General features: G+C 68.7%; 23 protein-coding genes. 17 read left to right on the top strand and 6 right to left on the bottom strand.

The features are described from left to right. Positions 1-135: 135 nt before the first annotated feature. Positions 136-882, top strand: a complete 747-nt coding sequence (locus E5P3_RS13700; protein ID WP_162586487.1) for an alpha/beta hydrolase — start codon at positions 136-138, stop codon at positions 880-882. Here the strand turns inward: E5P3_RS13700 and tsaD are convergent. Then, complete coding sequence (gene tsaD / locus E5P3_RS13695) at positions 827-1879, bottom strand: tRNA (adenosine(37)-N6)-threonylcarbamoyltransferase complex transferase subunit TsaD (protein WP_162586486.1); 1053 nt, start codon at positions 1877-1879, stop codon at positions 827-829. The two genes, E5P3_RS13700 and tsaD, sit on opposite strands and share 56 nt — an antisense overlap. Positions 1880-1971: 92 nt before the next feature. Between tsaD and E5P3_RS13690 the strand changes: the two genes are divergently transcribed. From E5P3_RS13690 to E5P3_RS13675, 4 genes are all read left to right on the top strand, one after another. Continuing rightward, entirely contained in the window at positions 1972-3261 is a 1290-nt protein-coding gene (locus E5P3_RS13690; protein ID WP_162586485.1) for a nitrate regulatory protein, read from the top strand. A 326-nt stretch (positions 3262-3587) separates the two neighbouring features. After that, positions 3588-4832, top strand: a complete 1245-nt coding sequence (locus E5P3_RS13685) for a CmpA/NrtA family ABC transporter substrate-binding protein (protein ID WP_162586484.1) — start codon at positions 3588-3590, stop codon at positions 4830-4832. A 10-nt stretch (positions 4833-4842) separates the two neighbouring features. Further along, on the top strand, positions 4843-5772 hold the full coding sequence (ntrB, locus tag E5P3_RS13680) for a nitrate ABC transporter permease (RefSeq protein WP_162586483.1): 930 nt from the start codon (positions 4843-4845) through the stop codon (positions 5770-5772). Continuing rightward, on the top strand, positions 5769-6575 hold the full coding sequence (locus E5P3_RS13675; protein ID WP_162586482.1) for an ABC transporter ATP-binding protein: 807 nt from the start codon (positions 5769-5771) through the stop codon (positions 6573-6575). Before ntrB ends, E5P3_RS13675 begins: the two co-directional genes overlap by 4 nt. A 142-nt stretch (positions 6576-6717) precedes the next feature. On the opposite strand, the gene E5P3_RS13670 is transcribed toward E5P3_RS13675, so the two are convergent. Further along, on the bottom strand, positions 6718-8127 hold the full coding sequence (locus E5P3_RS13670) for a type IV pili methyl-accepting chemotaxis transducer N-terminal domain-containing protein (RefSeq protein ID WP_232073130.1): 1410 nt from the start codon (positions 8125-8127) through the stop codon (positions 6718-6720). 134 nt (positions 8128-8261) lie between these two features. On the opposite strand from E5P3_RS13670, the gene E5P3_RS13665 reads away from it, so the two are divergent. Further along, positions 8262-9539 carry an MFS transporter gene (locus tag E5P3_RS13665; RefSeq protein ID WP_162589678.1) on the top strand — a complete coding sequence of 426 codons (1278 nt, stop codon included), beginning with the start codon at positions 8262-8264 and terminating at the stop codon, positions 9537-9539. A 32-nt stretch (positions 9540-9571) separates the two neighbouring features. On the opposite strand, the gene E5P3_RS13660 is transcribed toward E5P3_RS13665, so the two are convergent. Then, the gene (locus tag E5P3_RS13660; RefSeq protein WP_162586481.1) at positions 9572-11338 is read right to left on the bottom strand and encodes a bifunctional protein-serine/threonine kinase/phosphatase; all 1767 of its coding nucleotides are present in this window, start codon (positions 11336-11338) and stop codon (positions 9572-9574) included. 67 nt (positions 11339-11405) lie between these two features. Between E5P3_RS13660 and nirB the strand changes: the two genes are divergently transcribed. The 9 genes from nirB (at position 11406) to E5P3_RS13615 (ending at position 22263) form a co-directional block, all read left to right on the top strand. After that, entirely contained in the window at positions 11406-13874 is a 2469-nt protein-coding gene (gene nirB / locus E5P3_RS13655; protein ID WP_162586480.1) for a nitrite reductase large subunit NirB, read from the top strand. Between the two features lie 13 nt (positions 13875-13887). Beyond that, positions 13888-14313 (top strand): nitrite reductase small subunit NirD, encoded by a 426-nt coding sequence (gene nirD / locus E5P3_RS13650; protein WP_162586479.1) that lies wholly within the window; start codon positions 13888-13890, stop codon positions 14311-14313. A 19-nt stretch (positions 14314-14332) separates the two neighbouring features. After that, complete coding sequence (locus E5P3_RS13645) at positions 14333-17128, top strand: nitrate reductase (RefSeq protein WP_162586478.1); 2796 nt, start codon at positions 14333-14335, stop codon at positions 17126-17128. 98 nt (positions 17129-17226) lie between these two features. Next, positions 17227-18141 carry a DNA-binding protein YbiB gene (ybiB, locus tag E5P3_RS13640; protein WP_162586477.1) on the top strand — a complete coding sequence of 305 codons (915 nt, stop codon included), beginning with the start codon at positions 17227-17229 and terminating at the stop codon, positions 18139-18141. Then, a complete protein-coding gene (gene cobA, locus E5P3_RS13635; RefSeq protein ID WP_162586476.1) occupies positions 18138-18932 on the top strand; it encodes a uroporphyrinogen-III C-methyltransferase in 795 nt (264 codons plus the stop codon). Before ybiB ends, cobA begins: the two co-directional genes overlap by 4 nt. Positions 18933-19011: 79 nt before the next feature. Further along, positions 19012-20142, top strand: a complete 1131-nt coding sequence (locus E5P3_RS13630) for a sterol desaturase family protein (RefSeq protein ID WP_162586475.1) — start codon at positions 19012-19014, stop codon at positions 20140-20142. Further along, a complete protein-coding gene (locus E5P3_RS13625) occupies positions 20142-21386 on the top strand; it encodes an NAD(P)/FAD-dependent oxidoreductase (protein WP_162586474.1) in 1245 nt (414 codons plus the stop codon). The genes E5P3_RS13630 and E5P3_RS13625 overlap by 1 nt, the downstream gene beginning before the upstream one ends. A 103-nt stretch (positions 21387-21489) precedes the next feature. Beyond that, positions 21490-21702, top strand: coding sequence for a 30S ribosomal protein S21 (gene rpsU / locus E5P3_RS13620; RefSeq protein ID WP_007833691.1), 213 nt, complete (start codon positions 21490-21492; stop codon positions 21700-21702). Positions 21703-21813: 111 nt separating this feature from the next. Further along, positions 21814-22263: a GatB/YqeY domain-containing protein gene (locus tag E5P3_RS13615; RefSeq protein WP_162586473.1), complete on the top strand. Its 450-nt coding sequence runs from the start codon at positions 21814-21816 to the stop codon at positions 22261-22263. A 19-nt stretch (positions 22264-22282) separates the two neighbouring features. Here E5P3_RS13615 and pmbA read toward each other — a convergent pair whose 3' ends face one another. After that, on the bottom strand, positions 22283-23653 hold the full coding sequence (pmbA, locus tag E5P3_RS13610; protein WP_162586472.1) for a metalloprotease PmbA: 1371 nt from the start codon (positions 23651-23653) through the stop codon (positions 22283-22285). Positions 23654-23710: 57 nt separating this feature from the next. Between pmbA and yjgA the strand changes: the two genes are divergently transcribed. Then, entirely contained in the window at positions 23711-24367 is a 657-nt protein-coding gene (yjgA, locus tag E5P3_RS13605) for a ribosome biogenesis factor YjgA (protein WP_162586471.1), read from the top strand. Further along, positions 24364-24963: a molybdopterin adenylyltransferase gene (mog, locus tag E5P3_RS13600; RefSeq protein WP_162586470.1), complete on the top strand. Its 600-nt coding sequence runs from the start codon at positions 24364-24366 to the stop codon at positions 24961-24963. The genes yjgA and mog overlap by 4 nt, the downstream gene beginning before the upstream one ends. Positions 24964-24975: 12 nt before the next feature. Here the strand turns inward: mog and cysE are convergent, their stop codons facing one another. Both cysE and E5P3_RS13590 read right to left on the bottom strand, forming a co-directional pair. Then, positions 24976-25749, bottom strand: a complete 774-nt coding sequence (gene cysE, locus E5P3_RS13595) for a serine O-acetyltransferase (RefSeq protein WP_162586469.1) — start codon at positions 25747-25749, stop codon at positions 24976-24978. Positions 25750-25785: 36 nt separating this feature from the next. Next, entirely contained in the window at positions 25786-26550 is a 765-nt protein-coding gene (locus tag E5P3_RS13590; protein ID WP_162586468.1) for an RNA methyltransferase, read from the bottom strand. Between the last annotated feature and the right edge of the window lie 37 nt (positions 26551-26587).

Here is a 26587-nt window from a genome sequence, read left to right as displayed (position 1 = left end):
ATTCCTGACCACAAAATATGTGCCAAGAACGTCACATTTGTGGCGTTTTTTCAATGCTTTGTTCCTAGTTCGCGAGCCTGAGCCGGGCCGCGAATGCGGCAAAAAAAGAAGTCACACGCGCTTGATGAAGCACCCATGAAAACGCACCTGAAACCTGCCAGCAACGACGCCCGCTCGGACACCCTGCTGGTGTTCCTGCCGGGCGCTTTTCTGAAGCCCGAGGAATTCGAACGCGAAGGCTTCATCAGTGCGGTCCGGGAACGCGACTTGGCGGCGGACGCCCTGCTGGTCGATGCCGACGTCTCCTATTACTACGACCAGACCTTCATCGAACGGCTGCACCATGACATCCTCCAGCCGCAGCGGGCCCTGGGCTACAAGTCGCTCTGGCTGGTCGGCATCTCGATCGGCGGCTTCGGCGCCCTGATCCACGAACTGGCCAAGCCTGGCACCGTCGACGGCATCGTGGCGCTGGCCCCCTACCTGGGGCGACGCCCGCTGGGCGCCGAGATCCACAAGGCCGGCGGCCTGCGCGCCTGGAAGGCGCCCGAGGGCCCTCCGCCGGACCAGGAGGTCGATCGCAAGCTCTGGCCCTGGCTTCAGCAATATGCCGCCGACCAGCCGGCCAAGGAGTTGCCGCCGCTCTACCTCGGCTTCGGACTGGCTGACCGCTTCGCCGCCAACCATCGCCTCCTTGCCGACGCCCTGCCGGCCGGGCGCGTGTTCACGACCGAGGGGGGCCACGACTGGCCTCAGTGGTCGCAGCTCTGGCGCAAGATGCTCGACGTGCTGCCGCTGCCCTCGCACAGCACCCGCAGGCATGCGCCTAGCCGAACTGCGGCTCCGGCACACCCAGCGAGGCCAGTGGCCATCGCGGCTTGACGTCGAAGCCGTAGCGATCCGTAGCGGCCTGCAGGCCAGCCTGCAAGCGCATCGCGGCGGCCATCGCGATCATGGCGCCGTTGTCGGTGCAAAGATGCAGCTCGGGGTAGTGCACCCGCACGCCACGCTTTGCGCAAGCTGCATCCAGCTGCGCGCGCAGCTCGCGATTGGCCCCCACGCCGCCGGCGACCACCAGGCGCTGCAGCCCACTGTGCTCGAGGGCGCGAAGGGATTTCTTCAGCAGCACCTCGACGATCGCCGCCTGGGTCGAAGCCGCCAGGTCGGCCTTGCGCGCTTCCAGCGCGTCGCCGAGCTTGCGGACCTGCGTCAGCACCGCTGTCTTGAGCCCCGCAAAGGAAAAGTCGAGATCGCCGCTGTGCATCAGCGGCCGCGGCAGCTTGAAGGCGGCGGGATCGCCCTGCTCCGCCAGCTTGGCCAGCCACGGGCCGCCGGGATAAGGCAGACCCATCAGCTTGGCACTCTTGTCGAAGGCCTCGCCGGCCGCGTCGTCGATGGTCTCGCCAAGCAGCTCGTAGCGCCCCACGCCGTTCACCTGCATCAACTGCGTGTGCCCGCCGGACACCAGCAGCGCGACGAAAGGAAATTCGGGCGGATCGGCACTCAGGAAGGGCGACAGGAGATGGCCCTCGAGGTGATGCACGCCCAGCACCGGCTTGGCCAGGGCCGCCCCCAGGGCGCAGGCCACGCCCGCACCTACCAGTAGCGCGCCGGCCAGCCCCGGCCCGCGCGTGTAGGCGACGACGTCGATATCGGTCAACCCGCGCCCGGCTTCCGACAGCACCTGCTGCGCCAGCGGGAGCACGCGCCGGATGTGGTCGCGACTCGCGAGTTCGGGCACCACGCCGCCATAGGCCTGGTGCATTGCGATCTGGCTGTGCAGGGCGTGGGCGACCAGGCGCGGCAGGCCGCTGGCGCTCGACTCGACCAGCGCCACGCCTGTCTCGTCGCAGGACGATTCGATTCCCAGTACAAACATGCCGCGAGTGTAGACCCGGATCGATCGGGGCACGATTGTTGCTGCATGCCCTTGGGATGGGCCGCCGGCCCGCCCGCACTGCCCTCACCCACATGAAGTCCGGACTGAGTTTTCTGATCGCCGCGCTGCGCTGCGAGATCGACGAACTCGATCAACTCGGCCGCACCAGCGCGCTCGTGGCCACCATTGGCCGCCTGGTCCATGCGCTGCAGCGCGAACGCGGCATCTCGAACGTCCTGCTGGCCTCGGGCGGCCGGCGCTTCGTGGCGCAGCATGAAGCGCAGATCGCCGCCTGCCTGCGCGCGGAGCAGGCCGTGCGCAGCGCCTTCGACCAGCTCGACACCGAGGCGCTTCGCCTCGGCAACGGCGCGCGCCTGTTCAGCCGGATCGCCTGGGTCCTGCCCGGCCTGGACGCGCTGCCCGAGCTGCGCCGCCGCATCGGCGCGATGGAGCTCTCGGCCGCCGCCGCCACGGCTGCCTTCGTCAAGCTGGTCACCGGGCTGCTGGCGGTGGTCTTCGAGGCCGCGGATGGCGCCACCGACCCGGAAATCTCGCGCCTGCTGGTGGCGATGTTCCATTTCATGCAAGGCAAGGAATTCGCCGGCCAGGAACGCGCCTGCGGCGCTGCGGCCTTCGCCTCCGGCTGCAACGACGGCGCGCGCCAGCAGCAATGGCTCCACCTCATCGAGTCGCAGGAGCGCTGCTTCCAGGTCTTCGTCGAGTTCTCGGGCGCGACCCTAGCCGAACTCTGGCGCGCCGGCCAGTCCGCCCCTCAACTGGCCGAGCAGGAGCGCCTGCGGCGCGTCGCCTGCGCGGCGCCCGCGGGCGTGAGCCTGGATGCGGAGCTGAGCCAGGTCTGGTTCGACTGCTGCTCCCTTCGCATCGACGCCATGCAGGCCATCGAGGAGCGCCTGGCCGCCGACCTGCGCCTGCTTTGCGAGCAGAAGACGACGCGCGCCCGGGCCGAGTTGCAGGCCCACGAAGCGCTGTTCGCCCAGCTGACGGTCGAGCCCGTCGCGGCCGCCGCGGCCTTCCTCGACGAGCTGCCGCCCGGCGACATGCGCAGCAGCCAGCCGCGCACCCTGGCTGCGACCGCTCCGATCGGCCGCCAACTGGAACGCTCGGTGCTCGAGATGGTGCAGGAGCAATCCCACCGCCTGCAGGCCATGGGGGACGAGCTCGAGACCGTGCGCGCCGCCCTCAATGAACGCAAGCTGGTGGAACGCGCCAAGGGTCTCCTGATGGCGCACCGCCGTCTCAGCGAGGAAGAGGCCCATAAGATGTTGCGGCGGACCGCGATGAGCCAGGGGCGGCGCCTGATCGAGGTGGCCGAATCGGTGCTCTCGATGGCCGAGTACCTGCCGGGCGATCCCGTGCGCTGAGCATGGGGGCCTGGAATGGTGCGCTGCACAACAAGCGTGCCCAGCGGGGGGTTGCAAACCATTCGGCCTGGAGGCCTTTCGACATCGGCCCTACCCGCTATTGAATCGATAGCAATCCAGGACTTTTCAGGCATGGCATGCACTTTGCATAGAGAACTCGCGTAGGCCCGCAAGGCCTCAGGCAGGCGGCATCCAACGGCGGGTGCGGCCCACCGAACCGGACAAAGGCGTCCCCATCCTGCAAGGGCTCGTTTCGAGCGGCCCGTGCATGGTGCGGACGCCTTTTTGTTTTTGCCTTCCCGTCTTTCATCCTCGGAGTGCGCCCCATGAACGAACTGCTGAAACCGAAACTGAGCCGCCGCCGCGTCCTGCAGGCCGCTGCCGTTGGCGCCGTCGGGCTCGACCCCGCCCTGCGTGCCGCCGTCTGGGCCCAGGGCTCCGACAAGCCCGAGAAGGCGGAGGTCAAGATCGGCTTCATCCCGCTGACCGACTGCGCCAGCGTGGTGATGGCCTCGGTGCTGGGCATCGACAAGAAGTACGGCGTGAAGATCGTGCCCAGCAAGGAAGCGAGTTGGGCCGGCGTGCGCGACAAGCTGGTCAACGGCGAGCTCGACATGGCCCATGTGCTCTACGGACTGGTCTACGGCGTGCACGTCGGCGTCGGTGGACCCAAGAAGGACATGGCCGTGCTGATGGGCCTGAATCGCAATGGCCAGGCCATCACGCTGTCGAAGGCGCTGGCCGACAAGGGCGCTGTCGATGCCGCCTCGCTCGCCAAGCTGATGGCCAAGGACAAGCGCGAGTACACCTTTGCCGGCACCTTTCCAACGAGCACCCACACCATGTGGCTCAACTACTGGTTGGCCTCGGCCGATATCAGCCCCGTCAAGGACGCGAAGGTCATCGTCGTGCCGCCACCGCAAATGGTGGCCAACATGCGCGTCGGCAACATGGACGGCTTCTGCGTCGGCGAGCCCTGGGGCCAGCGCGCGATCATCGACAAGATCGGGGTGACCGCCATCACCACGCAGGACATCTGGAGAGACCATCCCGAGAAGGTCCTGGGTACGCGTGGCGAGTTCGTGAAGGCCAATCCCAACACCTGCCGTGCCGTGATGATGGCGGTCATGGAGGCGAGCAAATGGATCGACGCCAACCTCCAGAACAAGGCCAAGATGGCAGACGTCGTGGCCGAGAAGTCCTACATCAACACCAGCGCCGACGCCATCAACCAGCGCATCCTCGGCCGCTACGAGAACGGTCTCGGCAAGACCTGGGACGACCCGAACCATATGAAGTTCTTCGACGACGGCGCCGTGAACTTCCCCTACCTGTCTGACGGCATGTGGTTCCTTACGCAGCACAAGCGGTGGGGCCTCCTCAAGGAGCACCCCGACTACCTGGCCATTGCCAGGCAGATCAACCAGATAGACCTGTACAAGGACGTCGCCTCGGCGATGAAGGTCAGCGTGCCCAAGGACCCGATGCGCACAAGCAAGCTCTCGGACGGCGTGGTCTGGGATGGCAAGGATCCGAAGAAGTACGCCGATTCGTTCAAGGTTCATGCCTGAGGAGCGCACCATGGTCAGCGCCGTCTTCCATTCACCCCTTGATACGCGCGTATCGAGCGCCCCGGCATCGCGCAGCCCGATCCAGCCTGCCGCTGTCGCGGCGCCGGCCATGCAGGATGGCGCGGCCGCGCCCGCGCCCCCCGCTCGTCCGCCGCACGACTTCAGCTGGATCTGGCTACGCGTACTGCCGCCGATCATGGGCTTCGCATTGCTGGTCCTGATCTGGGAACTCGTGGCGCTGAAGAGCACCACCGGCTTCCCCTCGCCAGGCGCCGTCTGGCAGCAGGCGTTGACCGTGTTCAGCGATCCGTTCTACAGCAAGGGCCCCAACGACCAGGGCGTGGGCTGGAACGTGCTGTCCTCGCTCCAGCGAGTTGCGCTGGGCTTCGGGTTGGCCGCCGTGGTCGGCATCCCGGCCGGCTTCGCGATCGGGCGCTTCGGCTTCCTGGCGCGCATGTTCAATCCGCTGATCAGCCTGCTGCGCCCGGTGTCGCCACTGGCCTGGCTGCCGATCGGGCTGCTGGTCTTCAAGGGCGCCAACCCGGCTGCCATCTGGACCATCTTCATCTGTTCGATCTGGCCCATGATCATCAACACCGCAGTGGGCGTGCAGCGCGTGCCCAGCGACTACATGAACGTGGCGCGGGTGCTCGATCTTTCCGAATGGAAGATCCTCACCCGCATCCTGTTCCCTGCGGTGCTGCCCTACATGCTCACCGGCGTGCGCCTCGCGGTCGGCACCGCCTGGCTGGTGATCGTCGCGGCCGAGATGCTGACCGGCGGCGTCGGTATCGGCTTCTGGGTCTGGGACGAATGGAACAACCTCAACGTCGCCAACATCATCATCGCGATCTTCGTGATCGGCATCGTCGGGCTGGTGCTCGAGTTCGCCCTGATCCGGATCGCCACCGCATTCACGTTCGAAGAGGTGAAGACATGAGTGACCAGAAGTTCATCCAGATCGAGGGCGTCGAGCAGCGCTTCAAGACTCCCAAGGGCAGCTTCCTGGCGCTGCGCGACATCAACCTTCACGTCGCCAAGGGCGAGTTCATCACGCTGATTGGGCATTCGGGCTGCGGCAAGTCCACGCTGTTGAACCTGATCGCCGGGCTGACCACGCCCACGCAAGGCGCAATGCTGTGCGCCAATCGCGAGATCAAGGGCCCCGGCCCCGAGCGCGGGGTGGTGTTCCAGAACCATTCGCTGCTGCCCTGGCTCAGCTGCTACGAGAACATCTACCTCGCGGTGGAGCGCGTGTTCTCGGCCACCGAGAACAAGGCGCAGCTCAAGGCGCGCACCGCGGCCGCCCTCGCGCTTGTCGGCCTCACCGCGGCCGCGCAGAAACGCCCCGGCGAGATCTCGGGCGGCATGAAGCAGCGCGTGGGCATCGCCCGTGCGCTGTCTATGGAACCCAAGGTCCTGCTGATGGACGAGCCCTTCGGAGCCCTCGACGCGCTGACACGCGCCAAGCTGCAGGACGAGCTGCTGGCCATCGTCGCGAAGACGCACAGCACCGTGGTCATGGTCACGCACGACGTGGACGAGGCGGTGCTCCTGTCCGACCGCATCGTGATGCTCACCAACGGCCCGGCCGCGACCATCGGCGAGGTGCTGGCCGTCGACCTGCCGCGCCCGCGCAACCGCGTCGAGCTCGCGGAGGACCCGGTCTACGTTCACGCCCGCAAGGCCGTGATCGACTTTCTCTACACGCGCCAGGCGCACGTGGAGAAGGCCGCGGCCTGATCAGCCATGAAATTCGCGGCCGACGAAGCCGGGCCTGTTCGGGGAACACCGCGGAACCGGCTTTGCCGGGCCGCTGGTGTTGCCCCCGGTAGGGGGTGGGCGGCTACACGAAGTGAGCCAACCTGGGGGCGAGCCCATGTCGTCAGGACATGATGACCTGCAGGCTGTGTTCGTATGAAGCGGTGAGCCGGTCGAAGGTCTCCGCCAGCACCTCGCTGGCGCGCACCAGTTCGGCACGGCCCTCGGCCCGCTCGGCCTGGCGCACGCCGCGCACCAGCCTCAGCCACTCGTCGCGCGCGCCGCTGAGCGCCGCGCGGATCTCGGGCGAGCTCAACGGCGCGCGTTCCAGCTCCAGCAGCGAGGTCTCGAAGGCGTCCATGGTCGAAGCCAGGTGCGCGCTCCACGCGCCGCCGGGCAGCATCGCGGCGAGCAGCGCATCCTTTGCGAGCCGATGCACGCGCATGCGCTGCCGGCCGCAGAGATTGACGATGCGCAAGGCCCTGCGTCCCCCCGAGGATTCGAGCGAGTCGGTGAGCGCCTCGGCGGCGCTCAGCAGGGCCTCGGCGCTCGCATCGATGGCCGCAAGCGCGGCCTGCGACAGCCGCGCCGACAGCGCGCCGTCCAAGGCCTCCCAGGCCGAACGCACGCCCGCCAGCGCCTGCACGCTCGTCGCATCCAGCGGGAGGCCGGCCAGATGATCGAGGTTGTCCTTCACCCGCTCGATCGACTCCGCCCGCAGCGCGCGGCTGCGCCGCACCTCCACGTTCGCCAGCACCTGCGCCGCCAGGCGCACCAGCCGCTGCGACAGCATGCGCAGCTGGCCGGCGCGGTTGATGGCGTCGGCCCACTGCGCCGCCTCCACCACCGAGCGCGACAGCTCGCCGACGCGCAGGTTGGCGTGCATCGCGGCGCCGCGCAGCAGGCCGAAGGCGGCATCCTCGCCGATGCCGCGGGCCGACATCAGCAGGCCCTTGGCGCGGTCCACCCACTTGCGCTCGTCCAGATGGGCCAGCGAACGCACCAAGGTGTCGCGCAGCGCGGCCTCGCGCTGCCAGCGCGCTCGCGCCCGCGCCAGCAGGGCATGCAGGCCGGGTGCATCCATTGCGTCGGCGCAGGCCCAGGCGTGCACGCCCAGGCCTACCAGTTCCTCGTGCACCTGCGGGGACAGCGGCTCGCTGACCACGACGACGGGGTGCGGCGGCGCACCGGCCCAGGCCTGCAGCGCGGCCTGCAGGCGGGCAACAGACGCAGGCCTGTAGAACAGTACCTGCTGCGGTGCGAGCATCGCGGCCTCCTGCACCATCGTGTCGCAGCTCGCCCATCCGATGGCCGCCGCATCGGCGTCGGCCAGAACCTGGCGCAGCGCTTCGGGCGGGGCCTCGGCATCGGGATCGGGCAGGACGAGCAGCAGTCGGATCATGGAAGGTGGATTGCGAACAATGCAGGCGGTCGCAGCATAGGCGAAGCGGGAGCGCAGCGGCAGGCACGCCTCTTGCGTGATGACCCACGCGGTGTAACGAAGCACCGCTTTGGTGACGTCGTCGGCCTCCATGCCGGCCCGGGTCCCGCGGGGGCTCGCTCACCCCCAGTCCATTCCGCCGGCTCCCGGCGGGACGCTCCCAATTCATTGCCCATCCACGCGGCCGCGCCAAGGTTGCGCGGATGCTTTTTCGCATCGCCACCGCCATGACCAGCTTCAAGTCTTTCCTGCGCTCCGGCCACGCCCCCACCCTCTTCGCGGCCTTCTTCTACTTCATGTTCTCGTGCTGCATCTGGGTGTTGAACGGTGCGATGGCGCCGTTCATCAGCGAGAGCTTCCAGCTGAACGCCGCGCAGAAGGGGCTGATGCTGTCGATCCCCATCATTGCCGGCGCATTGATGCGCTTTCCGCTCGGCATCCTGTCCCAGTACATCGGCCGCAAGAACGCGACGCTGGTGGAGATGGGCCTGATCGCGGTGGCGATGCTGTTCGGCTTCTTCATGGTGCACAGCTTCAACGACCTGCTGGCGATGGGCGTGCTGCTGGGCATCGCCGGCGCCAGCTTCGGCGTGGCGCTGTCGCTGGGCTCGGGCTCCTTTCCCCCGCAGAACAAAGGCCTGGCCATGGGTCTCGTGGGCGCCGGCAACGTGGGCACGGCGCTGTCGGTGCTGGTCGCGCCTCCGCTGGCGCAATGGCTCGGCTGGCAGGCGGTCTATGGCGTGGCGGCGGTGGCCATCCTGGTCCCGATGGCGGTGATGGTGCTGTTCGCGCAGGAGCCGCCGGACGTCGACAGCCACGCGAGCCTGCGCGAGCACGTGGCCTGCATGTTCGAGAAGGACGGCTGGGCGTTCAGCCTGATCTACGGCATCACCTTCGGCGGCTTCATCGGCCTCACCACCTTCCTGCCTTCCTACTACTACGACCAGTTCGGCGTGAGCAAGGTGCAGGCGGGCCAGCTGACGATGCTGGCCGCCTTCATGGGCGCGGCGGTGCGCGTGATGGGCGGCTGGATTTCCGACCGCTGGGGCGGAGTCAACACGCTGACGCTGGTGCTGCTGGTGTCGGCCGTCACGCTCGCGCTGATCGGCTTCACTTCGAGCTCGCTGGTGTTGACCACGCTGCTGATGATCGTCTGCTTCGCGGCCCTGGGCGCGGGCAACGGCGCGCTGTTCCAGCTGGTTCCGCTGCGCTGGCCCACCACCACGGCGGTGGCCGGCTCGATGATCGGCGAGATCGGCGCCCTGGGCGGCGGCCTGGTGCCCAATGCAATGGGTCTGTCGAAGCAGTACCTCGGCAGCTACACCTGGGGCTTCGTGCTGTTCGCGGCGCTGGCCGTGGTGATGCTCGGGGTGATGCGGGTCATGCAGATCCGCTGGACGCGGACCTGGGCAGAAAAAGGGGGCCGCGCGCGCACCAGCCCGCACACCGCGAGCCACCAGGCCGACCGGCCGGTTCGCCCGATGCGCCGCAGCGCCGGACGGTGACGACCATGCGCGATGCCGTTTCCCTCCCCCGCTCAGCGCGGCAGGAACAGCAGCCAGTAGACGAGCAGCGCGTTGAGCAGCAGGGACGCGGCCAGGCCGATCTTCCACAGCAGGGCCGGATCGCGGCGCACGAGCGGCGTGGAGGCCGGCGCGCCAACCGGACGGGCGGCGCCGCGCTCGAGCGCCAGCAGCATTTCCTCGGCGGTCTCGAAGCGCTGGTGCGGATCGCGGGCCACGGCCTTGCGCACCAGGTGGTCGAGCCACATCGGCACGTCGGGCCGGATGCGCGACAGGGCGCCCGGATCGCGCCGGTAGCGCGCGACCTGGTAGGGCTCGATCTCGCCGTAAGGCAGGCGCCCGCCCAGCCACTGGTAGAGCACCACGCCGAGTGCGAACAGGTCGCTGCCGGCGTCGGGCGCAGCGCCCTCCCATTGCTCCGGATTCATGAAGCTGGGCGTGCCCGCATGCAACTCGCGCTGCGCCGCGCCCTCGCGGCCCGAGAGCGCCACGCCGAGGTCAAGGATGCGCCAGCAGCCGTCGTCGCCCAGGTGCAGGTTGCCGGGCTTGATGTCCCGATGGACCACGCCGTGGCGGTGCAGCCGGCCCAGGGCCTTGCAGATCTGGACCGCTGCCGCGACCACCTCGGCGACCGTCGGCCGCGTGCCGGCCTGCATCATCTGTTCGATGGTGCGGCCGCCATGCCAGTCGAACACGGTGTAGAGCGCGCTGGCATCGCCGGCGCGCTCGTGCACGCGCACGAAACCGCGCTCGCCACGAGCGTTCATTGCACCACCTTCGCCTTCGGCTGCGGTGCGGGCGCCTTCGGGCAGCCGGACGGCGCCCACCCGCAGGCCCAGCCAGGCCTCGTGCGCCAGCATGGCGCGTTCCTCGGGGTCGCTGGCACGCGAAGGGTGCAGGGTCTTGAGCGCCACCAGCGCGCGGCTTTGCAGATGGCGCGCCTGGTAGAGCCGGTGCACGCCGGTGTCGGCCACGAGCGCGGTGATCGCGTAGCCGTCCAGTACATCGCCCACCTTCAGCGCCGGAGGCGGCGCGAGCCGGCGTGCATCACCGAGCTCGTCGTGCAGCTGGCGCGCATCCAGGCCCAGCACGCGGATGACCAGCGCGGTCGCGTTGTCGCGGGTCCCGGCCGCGATGGCGGCATCGACCAGCGCGTCGCTGGCCTGCTGCGCGCCGGTGGCGAGCGCGAGCTCGGCCACGCGCGCCGGCTTGAGCACGCCGTGCACGCCATCGGTGCTGAGCACGAAGCAGTCGCCCACGCGCAGCTCGCCCTGCAGGTAGTCGACCCGCACGTGGTCGTCCAGGCCCACGGCGCGCGTCAGGCGACTGCGCAGGTCGGGATGGTCCAGCGCATGGTCGATCGTCAGCGGCGTGGCCGCACCCTCGCCCTTGCGCACGCGCCAGGCGCGCGTGTCGCCCACGTGGGCCAGCGTGTAACTCTGCCCGTGCAGGGCCAGCGCGGTCAGCGTGGTCATGGCGCTGTCGTGGCGGCGGCGCCGGTTGTGATCGGCCAGCCAGGCGTTCTGGGCCGCGATCAGGCGGTCCATGGCCACGGTCGGCTCCCAGGTGTCGGGCGTGGCGAAGTAGTCGCCCAGCAGGCCGATCACGGTGGTCTGCGCCGCCTCCAGCCCATGGCCGCCGGAAGAGACGCCGTCGGCAATGGCCGCGATCAGCCCACGCGACTCCTCGCCGCGCGGCGCATGCACCGCGCCGGCGAAGTCCTCGTTTTGCGGGCGCGGCCCGCGATGGCTGCTGTAGCCGATTTCCACCTCGAAGCTCATGGCGCGCGATTGTCTACGCACTACGCCATGCACAACCACTTTGCTTGAGTCCAGAAAGGTCCACCCCATGAAGAAGATGAAACTCGTGATGGTCGGCAACGGCATGGCCGGCGTGCGCACCGTCGAGGAGCTGCTCAAGATCGAGCCGGAGCTCTACGACATCACCGTCTTCGGCGCAGAGCCGCATCCCAACTACAACCGCATCCTGCTGTCGCCGGTGCTGGCCGGGGAGCAGACGGTGGACGAGATCATCCTCAACAGCTGGGAGTGGTATGCCGAGAACAACATCACCCTGCATGCCGGCAAGAAGGTGGTCGAAGTCGACCGCGTCAAGCGCATCGTGCGCGCCGAGGACGGCACCGAGGCCGAGTACGACCGGCTGCTGATGTGCACCGGCTCCAACCCCTTCATGCTGCCGGTGGCCGGCAAGGACCTGCAGGGCGTGATCGCCTACCGCGACATCGCCGACACCGACTACATGATCGAGACCGCCAGGACGCACAAGAACGCGGTCGTCATCGGCGGCGGCCTGCTGGGCCTGGAAGCCGCCAACGGCCTGATGCTGCGCGGCATGAACGTGACGGTGGTGCACGTGATGCCGTGGCTGATGGAGCGCCAGCTCGACGACGTCGCAGGCAAGCTGCTGCAGAAGTCGCTGGAGGACCGCGGGCTGCAATTCATGATCGGCGCGCAGACGCAGGAGCTGGTCGGCGACAGCGATGACGGCAAGAGCGGCCGCGTCAAGGCGATCCGCTTCAAGGACGGCACCGAAGCCGCGGCCGACCTGGTGGTGATGGCGGTGGGCATCCGCCCCAACGTCGAACTCGCGCAGAAGATGCGCCTGCACTGCGATCGCGGCATCGTGGTCAACGACACCATGCAGACAGTGACCGACGCGCGCATCTACTCGGTGGGGGAATGCGCGGCCCATCGCGGCATCGCCTACGGGCTGGTCGCGCCGCTGTTCGAGCAGGCCAAGGTGGCGGCCAACCACCTGGCGCACTTCGGCATCGGGCGCTACTCGGGCTCGCTCACCTCCACCAAGCTCAAGGTGACCGGCATCGATCTCTTCTCCGCCGGCAACTTCATGGGCGGCGACGGCTGCGAGGAGATCGTGATGAGCGATCCCTTCGGCGGCGTCTACAAGAAGCTCGTGATCAAGGAAGACAAGCTGGTCGGTGCCTGCCTCTACGGCGACACGGTGGACGGCAGCTGGTACTTCAAGCTGCTGCGCGACGGGCGCAGCGTGAACGACATCCGCGACAAGCTGATGTTCGGCGAGTCGAACATCGGCGATACCGGCCACGAGGGCCACAGCAAGGCAGCCAGCATGCCGGACGACGCCGAGGTCTGCGGCTGCAACGGCGTCAACAAGGGCACCATCTGCAAGGCGATCAAGGACAAGGGCCTGTTCACGCTGGAAGAGGTCAAGAAGCACACCAAGGCGAGCGCCTCCTGCGGGTCGTGCACCGGGCTGGTGGAGCAGATCCTGATGTTCACCGCCGGCGGCGACTACTCGGCCGCGCCGAAGAAGAAGGCCCTCTGCGGCTGCACCGAGGCCAGCCACCAGGACGTGCGCGATGCGATCCGCAAGGAGCACTGGCTCACCCACGCCGAGGTCTACCGCGGCCTGGGCTGGCGCACGCCCAACGGCTGCTCCAGCTGCCGGCCGGCAGTCAACTACTACCTGATCTCGACCTGGCCGAAGGAGGCGAAGGACGACCCGCAGAGCCGCTTCATCAACGAGCGCAGCCACGCCAACATCCAGAAGGACGGCACCTACTCGGTGATCCCTCGCATGTGGGGCGGCCATACCACGCCCGACGAGCTGCGGCGCATCGCGGATGCGGCCGACAAGTACCGGATCCCGACCGTCAAGGTCACCGGCGGCCAGCGCATCGACCTGCTGGGCGTGAAGAAGGAGGACCTGGCCAACGTCTGGAAGGACATCGGCATGCCCTCGGGCTTCGCCTACGCCAAGTCGCTGCGCACGGTGAAGACCTGCGTGGGCAGCGAGTGGTGCCGCTTCGGCACCCAGGACTCGACCCAGATGGGCAAGGACCTGGAGCGCGCCCTGTGGGCCATGTACGCGCCGCACAAGGTCAAGCTCGCCGTCTCGGGCTGCCCGCGCAACTGCGCCGAGGCCGGCATCAAGGACGTGGGCGTGATCGGCGTCGATTCGGGCTGGGAGATCTACGTGGGCGGCAACGGCGGCATCAAGACCGAGGTGGCGCAGTTCCTGGTCAAGCTCAAGACCTCGGCGGAGGTGATGGCGTACGCGGGCGCATTCCTGCAGCTCTATCGCGAGGAGGGCTGGTACCTCGAGCGCACGGTGCACTACATCGGGCGCGTGGGCCTGGACTACGTGAAGAAGCGCATCGTCGAGGACGCTGAGGGCCGCCAGGCCCTGTGGGAGCGGCTGCAGTTCGCGCTCGACGGCGAGCCCGATCCGTGGTTCGAGTCCAGCCAGGCCTCGGTCGACGTGCGGCAGTTCACGCCCGTGGCCGTGGTGGACACCGCCGCCCAAACCGCCTGAAAGGACCGCGACCATGAGTGAATGGAAAGCCATCTGCCGCGTCGACGACATCCCCGTGCTGGGCGCCCGCCGCGTGGCCCGGAGCGACGGCATCGACGTCGCCGTGTTCCGCAATGCCGAGAACCAGGTGTTCGCACTGCTCGACCGCTGCCCGCACAAGGGCGGTCCGCTGTCGCAGGGCATCGTGTTCGGCACCAGCGTGGCCTGTCCGCTGCACAACTGGGCGATCGGGCTCGACGACGGGTGCGCCAAGGCGCCGGACGACGGCTGCACGCCACGCTTCGCGTGCAAGGTCGAAGGCGATCAGGTCATGTTGGACGCACACGAACTGGCGACGCTGGCGCTCGACCTGGCCCCGCCTCGCGCGGGCCCCGGCGCTGCGACGGCCGGCAAGCTGGGCGACGAGAGCTTCGACGTGCAGGCACCCCAAGGCGCGTAGGCGCGGAAGGCATACGGCCATGAAAGAAACCCGCTCCACCTGCCCGTACTGCGGGGTGGGCTGCGGCGTGATCATCGAGTCCGATGGCGCGCAGATCACCGGCGTGCGCGGCGACCCGGATCACCCGGCGAACTTCGGCCGCCTGTGCACGAAGGGATCGACCCTGCACCTGACGGCCAGCGCGGCGGTCACGCGGCAGACGCGCCTGCTGCAGCCCATGCGGCGCGCCGAACGCGGAGCCGCCCCCGAGGCCATCGGCTGGGATGCGGCCCTCGGCACGGCCGTCGACAAGTTCGCCCAGGTCGTTCGCGAACACGGCCCCGATGCCGTCGGCTTCTACGTTTCCGGCCAATTGCTCACCGAGGACTACTACGTCTTCAACAAGCTGGCCAAGGGCCTGATCGGCACCAACAACATCGACACCAACTCGCGCCTGTGCATGAGCAGCGCGGTGGCCGGCTACAAGAAGACGCTGGGGGCCGACGCGCCGCCGGCCTGCTACGACGACTTCCAGCACGCGCAGTGCCTCTTCATCACCGGCAGCAACACGGCCTGGGCGCATCCGATCCTGTTCCGCCGCATCGAGGATGCGAAGGCGGCCAACCCGGCGATGAAGATCATCGTGGCCGACCCGCGCCGCACCGACACCTGCGAGATCGCCGACGTACACCTGGCGCTGCAGCCCGGTACCGACGTGATGCTCTTTCACGGCATGCTGCACCTGATGCTGTGGGAAGGCTGGACCGATGCGGCCTACATCGCGGCCCACACGAGCGGTTTCGACGAACTCAAGCGCACGGTGCGCGACTGCACGCCGGAGCGCGTGGCACAGGTGTGCGGCATCTCCAAGGAGGATTTGCTGGAGGCGGCGCGCCTCTTCGCCACCTCGGCCGCGACGCTGAGCCTCTACTGCCAGGGCCTCAACCAGTCCAGCTCGGGCACTGCGAAGAATGCAGCGCTGATCAACCTGCATCTCGCGACCGGCCAGATCGGCAAGCCTGGCGCCGGCCCCTTCTCGCTGACCGGCCAGCCGAACGCGATGGGCGGGCGCGAGGTGGGCGGCCTGGCCAACCTGCTGTCGGCACACCGCGATCTGGCCAACCCGGCGCACCGCGCGGAGGTGGCCGCGCTGTGGGGCGTTCCTTTGGTGCCGGAGAAGCCCGGCAGGACGGCGGTCGAGATGTTCCAGGCCGCGGCCGACGGCGAGATCCGCGCGCTCTGGATCGCCTGCACCAACCCGGCCCAGTCCATGCCCGACCAGGCCACCGTGCGGCGCGCACTCGAGCGCTGCGAGTTCGTGGTGGTGCAGGAGGCCTTCTCGACCACCGCCACCTGCTCATTTGCCGACCTGCTGCTGCCGGCCACCACCTGGGGCGAGAAGGACGGCACCGTCACCAACAGCGAGCGCCGCATCTCGCGCGTGCGCAATGCCGTGGCGCGCCCCGGCGAGACGCGCGACGACTGGGCGATCGCCGCCGACTTCGCGCGCCGGCTCGAAGCGCGGCTCGGGCGCACGGACACGCTCTTTCCCTACGTCGACGCCGAATCGGTGTGGAACGAGCATCGCGAAAGCACCCGCGGCCGCGACCTCGACATCACCGGCATGAGCTACGCCATGCTGGACGCCGCGCCACGGCAGTGGCCGCTGCGCGAAGGCGAATCCGCCGGCCGCGCGCGACTCTACGAGGACGGCGTATTCCCCACGCCCGACGGCCGCGCGCGCTTCGCCGATGTCGCCTACAAGCCGGTGGCCGAGCCGCGCGATGCACGCCATCCCTTCTCCCTCACCACCGGCCGCCTGCGCGACCAGTGGCACGGCATGAGCCGCACCGGCACCCTGGGCCGGCTGTTCGGCCACGTGCCCGAGCCCTCGGTTCAGATGCACCCGCAGGACATGGCGCGGCGCCAGCTGCGCGAAGGCGAGCTGGTGCACGTCACCTCGCGGCGCGGCTCGATCGTGCTGCCCGTGGCCGGCAGCACGGACATCGGCCTGAGCCAGGCCTTCATCGCCATGCACTGGGGCGGCGAATACCTCAGCGGCTGTTCCAGCACCGGGGAGCGACTGGCCGGGGTCAACGCACTCACCACGCCGGCCTTCTGCCCCGATTCGAAACAGCCCGAGCTCAAGCACGCGGCCGTGAAGATCCTCAAGGCCGAGCTTCCCTGGTCCCTGCTGGCGGTGGGCTGGCTGCCCGAGGACGCGGCCCTGCGCGTGCGTGAGGCCTTGCGCGCGCTGATGCCCTCCTTCGCCTTCGCGAGCTGCGTGCCCTTCGGTGCCGGCGGCGCCTTGCAGGGTGGCGGACCGGAACGCACCGGCGTGCTGTTGCGCGCCGCCGCGTACGAGGCGCCTCCCGACGAGCTGCTGGCCCGCATCGAGGCGCTGTTCGCGCTCGATGGCGCCGACAGCCTGCGCTATGCCGACAGGAAGCACGGCCAGCGGCGGGCGGCGCGGCTGGTCCGCGACGGCGAGGACGCGCGCCTCGAAGCCTTCCTGCTGGCCGGCGACACGCGCGCCGAGGCCTGGATCAAGGCGATCCTCCAGGACCGACTGCCCGCACAGGCCTACGGCCGCCAGTTGCTGAAGCCGGGCGCAACGGCCCCCACCGGCATCGCCGCGCGGGGCAAGACCATTTGCAGCTGCTTCGGCATCACGCAGACCGCCATCGAGGAACGGCTGGCGGACACCCCCGGTTCGGACGGCGAGCGCCTCGGCGCGCTGCAGGGCGCGCTGAAGTGCGGCACCAACTGCGGCTCCTGCCTGCCCGAGCTCAAGCGCATGGTGCGGGCGAGCCCGGCACTGGCGAGCGCCGCATGAGGCTATCGATGCACGGCACACCCCTCGTCCCTGCTGCACGCCGGGGCATAAGCAACCCCGCCGTGCGGCATAAGGCTTGCAGGACAATTCGCGCACCCATGGGAATCAGCCACTACATCAAGGAAATCGGCCGCGGCGCGCGCGGCGCCAAGCCGCTCGACCGCGAGCAGGCCTGCGACCTGTTCGGCCAGGTGCTCGACGGCAGCGTGACCGACCTGGAGACCGGCGCCTTCTGCCTGGCCATGCGCATCAAGGGCGAGACGCCCGAGGAGATGGCGGGCTTTCTCGATGCGACGCACGCCCGGCTCGCGCGCTTCCCGGCCACGGGCCGGCCGCTGGTGGTGCTGCCCAGCTACAACGGCGCACGCCGGCTGCCCGTGCTCACGCCCCTGCTCGCGCTGCTGCTGGCGCGCGAAGGGCTGCCCGTGCTGGTGCACGGCGCGGCCACCGAATCCGCGCGGGTCCTGGCCTCCAACGTGCTCGCCGCCCTCGACGTGCAGCCGCTCGAGCGCGTGCGGCCCATCGCCGACGGCGAGGTGGTGTTCGCGCCGACAGGGCTGCTCAGCCCCGGCCTCAAGCGCCTGCTCGACGTGCGCCGCGTGGTGGGCCTGCGCAATCCCGGCCACAGCGTGGTCAAGCTGATGCAGCCCTGCGAAGGCGATTGCGTGGTGGTCGGCAGCTACACGCACCCGGCCTATGCGGAATCGATGGCCGCAACCTTCGAGCTGCTCGGCATGAACGCCCTGCTCTCGCGCGGGCTCGAGGGCGAAAGCGTGGCCGACCCCCGCCGCACCGCGCAGGTCGATGGCTTCGTGCGGGGGCGGCGCATCTCGCTGCAGGCGCAGCAGCCCGGAACACTGTCCGAGGTTCCTGGCCTGCCGGCGGAAATCGATGTCCAGACCACGGCCGACTACACGCGCCGCGTCCTGGACGGCACGGCGCCGGCGCCGGCGGCAATCACCCAGCAGGTGCAACAAGTCCTGCAACTGACCCGAGGCATGGAGCACGCATGAGCCATCTTTCCTTCTCCCAAGGCAGCTGTACGCTGGTGGGCGCCGGCCCGGGCGATCCCGAGCTGCTGACGATCAAGGCCGTCAAGGCGATCCAGGCGGCCACGGTGCTGCTGGTCGACGACCTGGTGAGCGACGAGATCCTGGCCAGCTACGCACGGCCCGGCGCGCGCATCGTTCACGTCGGCAAGCGCGGCGGCTGCAAGAGCACGCCGCAGGCCTTCATCGAGCGGCTGATGATCACCGCGGTGCGCGAGGGCGAGACCGTGGTGCGCCTCAAGGGCGGCGACCCCTTCATCTTCGGCCGTGGCGGCGAGGAGGTGGAGCACCTGCGCGAGGAAGGCATCGACGTGCGGGTGATCAACGGCATCACCGCCGGCCTGGCCGCGGTCACCGCCCTGGGCGTGCCGCTCACGCACCGCGATCATGCGCAGGGCGTGGTCTTCGTGACCGGCCATGCCAAGACCGGCCACGCGGCCCACGAGCACCCTACCGACTGGCGCCAGCTGGCCGCGACGGCGCGCGACGCGCATCTCACGCTCGTGATCTACATGGGCGTGAGCGGGGTGGCGCATATCCAGCACGAGCTGCTGCACGGCCTCGGAGGCGACACGCCGGTGGCGGTGATCCAGCACGCCAGCCTGCCGCAGCAGCGCCACGTCGCGACCACGTTGGCGCGCCTGCCAGGGGACCTGGCAGCCGCCGGGCTGGGCAGCCCGGCCGTGATCGTGGTCGGCGACGTGCTGCGCGGCCTGGCGGCTGCAGGCCTGCCGGCGACCCGCTTCGGCACCTGAACCGGCCGTTCGGCCAGTCGGCACATCCAGGCCGCCGCCCTAGAATCTCCGGCCTGAAGAACAACGGGCGGAGTTAGGCATGCTGGAACTCGGGAAACTCAACGAATTCGTCGAGAGCCACGGCGAACTGCAGCGCGGCCGCGGCCTGGTCACCGGCACCATCGCGCTTTCGCTGGGCATCCTCTGTTTCCTGGGCGTGCTGGTCTTCCACTTCCCGCAATACCTGAGCACGCCCGAGCTGCGCCGAAGCTACGACGTCGACGTGATGCGCATGGTGCTGCTCGCGGCCATGGTCGTCGCCGGCGGGCTGGCGCTGGTCAACATCATCTTCAACCGCTCGCGCTGGCTCTCGGCCTTCGCCTTCCTGCTGGTGGTGGCCGCGGCGCTGCTGGGCGGGCACAAGGTACCGGTCAACGACTTCGCGGACAACACGCCCTACATCGGGCTGGACTGGTTCATCCTCGACCTGCTGGGCTCCTCGCTGATCTTCATCTTCATCGAGAAACTGTTCGCCCACCGCAAGGAGCAGCCGGTGTTCCGCGCCGAGTGGCAGACCGACTTCCACCACTTCGTGGTCAACCACATGATCGTCGGCTTCGTGCTGCTGGCCACCAACCTGCTGGTGCACAAGCTCTTCGGCTGGGCCGCCAACGACGGCATCCGCGGCTGGATCGCGGGGCTGCCCTTCTGGGCCGGGCTGCTGCTGATCATCCTGGTGGCCGACCTGGTGCAGTACTGGACGCACCGCGCCTACCACGAGGTCCCGCTGCTGTGGCGCCTGCACGCGGTGCACCACAGCGTGAAAAGCATGGACTGGCTGGCCGGCTCGCGCCAGCACATCCTCGAATTGCTGATCACCCGCACGCTGGTGCTGGCGCCGATCTACGTGCTGGGCTTCAGCAAGGAGGTGATCGACGCCTACATCGTGGTGGTGGGCTTCCAGGCCGTGTTCAACCATGCCAACGTGAGCGTGCGCCTCGGGCCGTTGCGCTACGTGATCGTCACGCCCAATTTCCACCATTGGCACCACAGCCAGGACGACGAGGCGATCGACAAGAACTACGCCGCGCACTACGCCTTCCTGGACTACCTCTTCGGCACCGCGGTGAAGAGCACCCGGCTCTGGCCCGAGCGCTACGGGGTGGTGGGCGACTACGTGCCCAACGGCTTCTTCAAGCAGCTGAAGTTCCCGTTCTCGTGGAAGGGCTGATGGGGGCAGCAAGCGCATTCGACGCGATCGTCATCGGTGCCGGCGCGGCCGGCCTGTTCTGCGCGGGGCTGGCGGGCCAGCGCGGGCTGAAGGTGCTGCTGATCGATCATGCCGAACGCATCGCCGAGAAAATCCGCATCTCCGGCGGCGGCCGCGCCAACTTCACCAACCGCGACCTGGACGTGCGCGCGCCGCAGCGCCACTTCATCGGCGAGAACCCGAACTTCTGCCGCTCGGCGCTGTCGCGCTACACGCCGCAACAGTTCATCGAGCTGGTCCAGCGCCACGGCATCGCCTTCCACGAGAAGCACAAGGGACAGCTCTTCTGCGACGGTTCGTCGCAGCAGATCATCGACATGCTGCTGGCCGAGTGTGCGGCCGGCGGCGTAACGCACTGGCAGCCTTGCAGCGTAGGGGAGATCGCCTTTGCGCCGGAAGAGGGCTATCGCCTCCAGACCCGCCGCGGCGAGGTGCGCGCGCCCCGGCTGGTGGTGGCGACCGGCGGCCTTTCCATTCCCCAGATCGGCGCGACCGACTTCGGCTACCGGCTGGCCGCCCAGTTCGGCCTGCGCGTGGTCCCGCCCCGCCCTGCCCTGGTGCCCCTGACCTTCGGCGGCGAAGCCTGGGAGCCCTATGCCGACCTGGCGGGCCTCGCGCTGCCCGTGCAGATCGCGACCGGCAGCAAGAAGGCGCGAGCAATATTCCTCGAGGACCTGCTGTTCACCCATCGCGGCCTCTCCGGCCCGGCGATGCTGCAGATCTCCAGCTACTGGCAGCCCGGCGCGCCGCTCGACATCGACTTTGCGCCCGGCGTGGACATGCAGGCCGCGCTGGCCGAGGCCAAGCAGCGTTCGCGCAAGCGCATCGCCAACGAACTCGCGGGCCTGGTGCCGGCCCGGCTGGCCGACGCCTGGGTGGGGCAGGACGCCGCGCTGCAGCGTCCGATCAACGAGGCGGCGGATCGGGCGTTGGCGGCGCTGGCCGAGCGCATCACGCGCTGGCAGATCACGCCCAGCGGGACCGAGGGCTACAAGAAGGCCGAAGTCACGGCCGGCGGCGTCGATACCCGGGGCCTGTCCTCGCAAACGATGGAATCGAAGCAGCCCGGCCTGTATTTCATCGGCGAGGTGGTGGACGTGACGGGATGGCTGGGCGGCTACAACTTCCAGTGGGCCTGGGCCAGCGCGCATGCCTGTGCGCAGGCACTGGCGGCAAGCTCTGAACACGCTATAATGCCCGGCTAACTTTGGCCACCCCTCAACGGCCTAACCCTTTTCGTGTTGAGGAAACCCGGCCCGGGGCCCGATCTTCCCCAGGCCAAAAAGCAAGTCTGCAACCGATTTTTAAATGACCACTATCCGCGTTAAAGAAAACGAGCCTTTCGACGTCGCGCTTCGCCGCTTCAAGCGCACCATCGAGAAGCTCGGCCTGCTGACCGACCTGCGCGCCCGCGAGTTCTACGAGAAGCCCACCGCCGAGCGCAAGCGCAAGAAGGCCGCCGCGGTCAAGCGCCACTACAAGCGCGTGCGCAGCATGCAGCTCCCCAAGAAGCTGTACTAAGCTGGCACCCGCCGCGTCGGACTCGTACCGACGCCCATTCCGAGCCTCCGAGCCGCGCCAGGGAAAACCTGCCGCGGCTCTTGTCTTTTCCGCCCTCCCGAAAGCAAAGCCATGAGCCTCAAGGATCAGATCACCGAAGACATGAAGACCGCCATGCGCGCCAAGGACTCGGAGCGCCTGGGCACCATCCGCCTGCTGCTGGCGGCTCTCAAGCAGAAGGAAGTCGACGAGCGTGTCGAACTGGACGACACGATGGTCGTCGCCATCGTCGACAAGCTGGTGAAGCAGCGCAAGGACTCGGTCACCGCCTTCACCCAGGGCGGCCGCACCGACCTGGCTGACAAGGAAGCCGCCGAGATCAAGGTGCTGGAGGCCTACCTGCCCCAGCGCATGGGCGCCGACGAGATCGCGGCGGAAGTCAAGGCCATCGTCGCCGAGTTGGGCGCCAAGGGACCCGGCGACATGGGCAAGGTGATGGGCGCCGTCAAGACCCGGCTGGCCGGCAAGGCCGACATGGGCCTGGTCAGCGCCGCCGTCAAGAGCGCACTCTCGGGCGGCTGAGCATGCCGGCGGCAGCTTGCTAGCTGCCCGCCACCTTCATACGGTTGACCAGCACCGAGCCCGTGGTCTTGGCACCGTAGTTGTACGCGTCGGCACCCACCGCCTCGATGCCCATGAACATGGTCTTCAGGTTGCCGGCGATGGTGATCTCCTGCACGGGATAGGCGATCTTCCCGTTCTCGACCCAGAAGCCGCTCGCGCCGCGCGAGTAGTCGCCCGTCACGTAGTTGACGCCCTGCCCCATCAGCTCGATCACGAACAGGCCGGTGCCCAGCTTGTCGAGCATGGCGTCGAGGTCGTCACCCTTCTTCGTCTTGCGCGAGCTCAGCGTGAGGTTGTGCGACCCGCCGGCGTTGCCGGTGGTCTTCATGCCCAGCTTGCGCGCGGAATAGGTGCTCAGGAAGTAGCCTTCGAGCCGGCCGCCGTCGACCACCTTGCGCTTGCGGGTGGCCACACCCTCGTCGTCGAAGGCCGAGCTGCCCTTGCCGCGCGGGATGTGCGGGTCTTCCAGCACGTCGATGTGCGAGGGCAGCACCGGCTTGCCCAGCGAGTCGAGCAGGAAGCTGCTCTTGCGGTAGAGCGCGCCGCCGCTGGTGGCCTGCACCAGCCCGCCCAGCAGGCCCGCGGCCAGCGGCGACTCGAACAGCACCGGGCATTCGGTGGTCTTGATCTTGCGCGACTTCAAGCGGCTCAGCGCCCGCTCGGCGGCATAGCGCCCGACAGCCTTGGGGCTCGCGAGCTCCTCGGCGGAGCGCATCGAGCTGTACCAGGCGTCGCGCTGCATGTCGTCACCCTTGCCGGCGATCGGCGCCACCGAGATCGAATGGCGCGAGCTCGCATAGCCGCCGCGGAAGCCGCGGGTGTGGGCGCTGAAGAAGTGGCTCTGCTGCGCCGAGACCCCGGCACCCTCGCTGTTGGTGATGCGCTTGTCGGTCGACAGGGCCGCGGCCTCGCATTCCAGGGCCAGCGCAGCGGCCTGCTCGCTGCTGACGTCCCAGGGATGGAACAGGTCCAGGTCGGGCTGCTCGGTTGCGATATCGGCCTCGTCGGGCAGGCCGCTGACCGGGTCCTCGGCCGTGAATCGGGCGATGTCGTAGGCGGCCTGCACGGTCTGGGCGATGGCCGCCTCGGAAAAATCGGAGGTGCTGGCATTGCCGCGCCGGTGCCCGACGTAGACCGTGACGCCAAGCGACTTGTCGCGGTTGCGCTCGACGTTCTCGAGCTCGCCCTTGCGCACGGAGACGCTGAGGCCGCAGCCCTCGGACGCCTCCGCGCCGGCATCGGTGGCGCCGAGCTTCCTGGCATGCGCCAGGGCCGAGTCGACCAGGTTTTCGAAGAAGGGACGGCTGTAGGCGAAGCCGGAGTCGGCGCGCGAGGAAGAGGTGCTCATGTGGCGGCTATGATACTTGCGCCTCCGTCTTCGACGGAGCGGACTACGATTGCCTCCATGCCCCGCAAACCCAAGAAAGGCTACTTCGTCCGCGGCACTTTTGTCGCCGAAGGCAGCGAACTCGACCTCGAGCTCAAGCGCGAGCTCAAAGGCACCGACGCGGCGAGCAAGACCGACCTCAAGCGCGAGAGCGCCGAACTCCAGACGCTGGGCGAGGCCCTGCTGGGCCTGCGCACCGGCCTCTTCGACAAGCTGGAACTCGAGGACAAGCTGCGCGACGCCATCGACGAAGCCAAACGCATCACCAATTTCGAGGGCAAGCGCCGGCAACTGCAGTTCATCGGCAAGCTGATGCGGGGCCTCGACGCCGCCACGCTCGATGCCATCCGCGCGGCGCTCGACGAGCAGAACCGCGGTCCCGCGCAGGAAGCCGCGATCCTGCACGACGCCGAGCGCTGGCGCGACCGGCTGATCGCCGACGACGACGCCCTGGGCGGCTGGATCGAAACCCATCCCGGCACCGATGCCCAGCAGCTGCGCGCGCTGGTGCGCCAGGCGCGCAAGGATCTCAAGGAAGGCCCACCCGGGGAGGCACCGCGTCAGGGCAAAGCCTATCGGGAGCTGTTCCAGCTGCTGCGCGCGCAGCTCGAATTCCATGGAACCGCGGACCATGCGGCCGAAGCCGCCGCGCAGGCGCGGGAGGAAGACGCATGACCAGCAATCCCCACGACCCGGTGCGCATCGGCATCGTCTCGATCAGCGATCGCGCGTCGAGCGGCGTGTACGAGGACAAGGGCCTGCCCGCACTGCAGGAATGGTTGCAGCGCGCCCTGCGCAACCCCATCGATTTCGAACCGCGGCTCATCCCCGACGAGCAAGCCGCCATCAGCGCAGCGCTGGTCGAACTGGTCGACGCCGGCTGCTCGCTGGTGCTGACCACCGGCGGCACCGGCCCGGCCCTGCGCGACGTGACACCCGAGGCCACGCTGGCGGTCGCCCAGAAGGAAATGCCGGGCTTCGGCGAACAGATGCGCCAGATCAGCCTGCGCTTCGTGCCGACCGCGATCCTGTCGCGGCAGGTGGCGGTGATCCGCGACAAGAGCCTGATCATCAACCTGCCGGGGCAGCCGAAATCCATCGCGGAGACGCTGGAAGGCCTGAAGGCCCCCGATGGCACGCAGGTGGTCCCGGGCATCTTCGCGGCGGTGCCCTATTGCATCGACCTGATCGGCGGGCCCTACCTGGAAACGGACGACGCGGTCTGCAAGGCCTTCAGGCCGAAGTCGGCGATCCGCCCTCCGGCGCCCTGAGGCGCAAGACCGTCACTTGCCGACCAGCTCGGTCAGGCGCTGCGCCTCGAAGCACTCCTTCGTCGCGGCATCCCCGGGCACGCAATCCTTCTTGCCGGGCTGCGCCGACAGCGTCTCGATCGCCTGCCACAGCAGCGCGATCTGGTGCTCCTGGCTCGACGCGTTGTCGATCAGGCTGCGCATGGCGAGCGACAGCGGATCGTCTTCCTGCGTGATTCCGTAGGCCTCGAACTTCCGGGCGCTGCCTGTCGAATCGCCGCCACCGGCCGTCTTGGCCGCAATGATGCGCGCCGGGATCCCGACGGCGGTCGCACCCGCAGGCACGGGCTTGATCACCACCGCGTTGCTTCCGATCTTGGCGCCATCGCCCACCGTGAAGCCCCCCAGCACCTTCGCGCCGGCGCTTACCACCACGTCCCTGCCCAGCGTCGGATGCCGCTTCGTCCCCTTGTAGAGCGAGGTGCCGCCCAAGGTGACGCCCTGGTAGATCGTGCAGCCGTCGCCGATCTCGGCCGTCTCGCCGACCACCACGCCCATCGCGTGGTCGAAGAACACGCGATCGCCGATGACCGCAGCCGGATGGATCTCGATGCCGGTGAACCAGCGGGACACGTATGAAACGAAGCGTCCCACCCACTTCAGGCCGTGGCCCCAGCACCAGTGGGCCATGCGATGCAGCACCAGGGCATGCAGACCGGGATAGAGGGTCAGCACTTCCCAGCGCGAACGCGCCGCCGGATCGCGGTCGAGGATGCACTGGATGTCGGAGCGCAGTCGCGAGAACATGGGATGTTCTTGTTATGACGATATGGGCTGCGCAGTCTAAGGGCTCGGGTCATCGCGCGCAGGCGATGGGGTCTTGTAGCTGCCGCCCGCCGCCGCGTCGGCCATGGCCTTGGCGACGCCGCGCAGGATGTGGATCTCTTCCGGCGTCGGCTGGGCACGGTTGAAGAGCTGCTGCAGCCGCGGCATCAGCTTCTTCGGCGCCTCGGGGTCCAGGAAGCCGATCTGCACCAGCGAGCGCTCCCAGTGCTCCAGCATGCCGGCCACGGCCCGTGCGTCGGCCGCGCGGACCGGCGCGGCGGCCTCGCGCACCCCGAAGCCGCCCAGCGCCAGCCGCCATTCGTAGGCGATCACCTGGATCGCCGCGCCCAGGTTCAACGAGCCAAAGGCCGGGTCGGTGGGAATGGTGAGCGCCACATGGCAGCGGTACACGTCCTCGTTGCGCATGCCGAAGCGCTCCGAGCCGAACAGGAAGGCCACGTGCTGCGCCTCCCCCTGGGCCAGCGGCACCAGGTGCTCGCGCGGCGTGCGCGTCGGCGGACCGAAGTCGCGCGGCACCATCGCGGTGGCGCAGAGGTGGGTGACGCCATCGAGCGCCTCGTCCAGCGTATCGACGATGCGCGCCTGCTCCAGCACGTCGAGTGCCCCGCTGGCGCGCTGGATGGTTTCCTCCCGCCGCAGCACGTTGGCCCAGCGCGGCGCCACCAGCACGAGCTCGTCGAAGCCCATGGTCTTCATGGCGCGCGCGGCGGCGCCGACATTGCCGGCATGGCTGGTCTGGATCAGGATGAAGCGGGTGCGCATGGGGAAGGCCAAAAGGAAGCGGGCCCGAACGCGGGGC

Origin of the sequence: Variovorax sp. RA8 (assembly GCF_901827175.1) — a bacterium.
Taxonomy (GTDB): Bacteria; Pseudomonadota; Gammaproteobacteria; order Burkholderiales; family Burkholderiaceae_C; genus Variovorax.
Note: the sequence above shows the minus strand (reverse complement) of the source record. Positions and strands in the feature narration are given on the sequence as shown.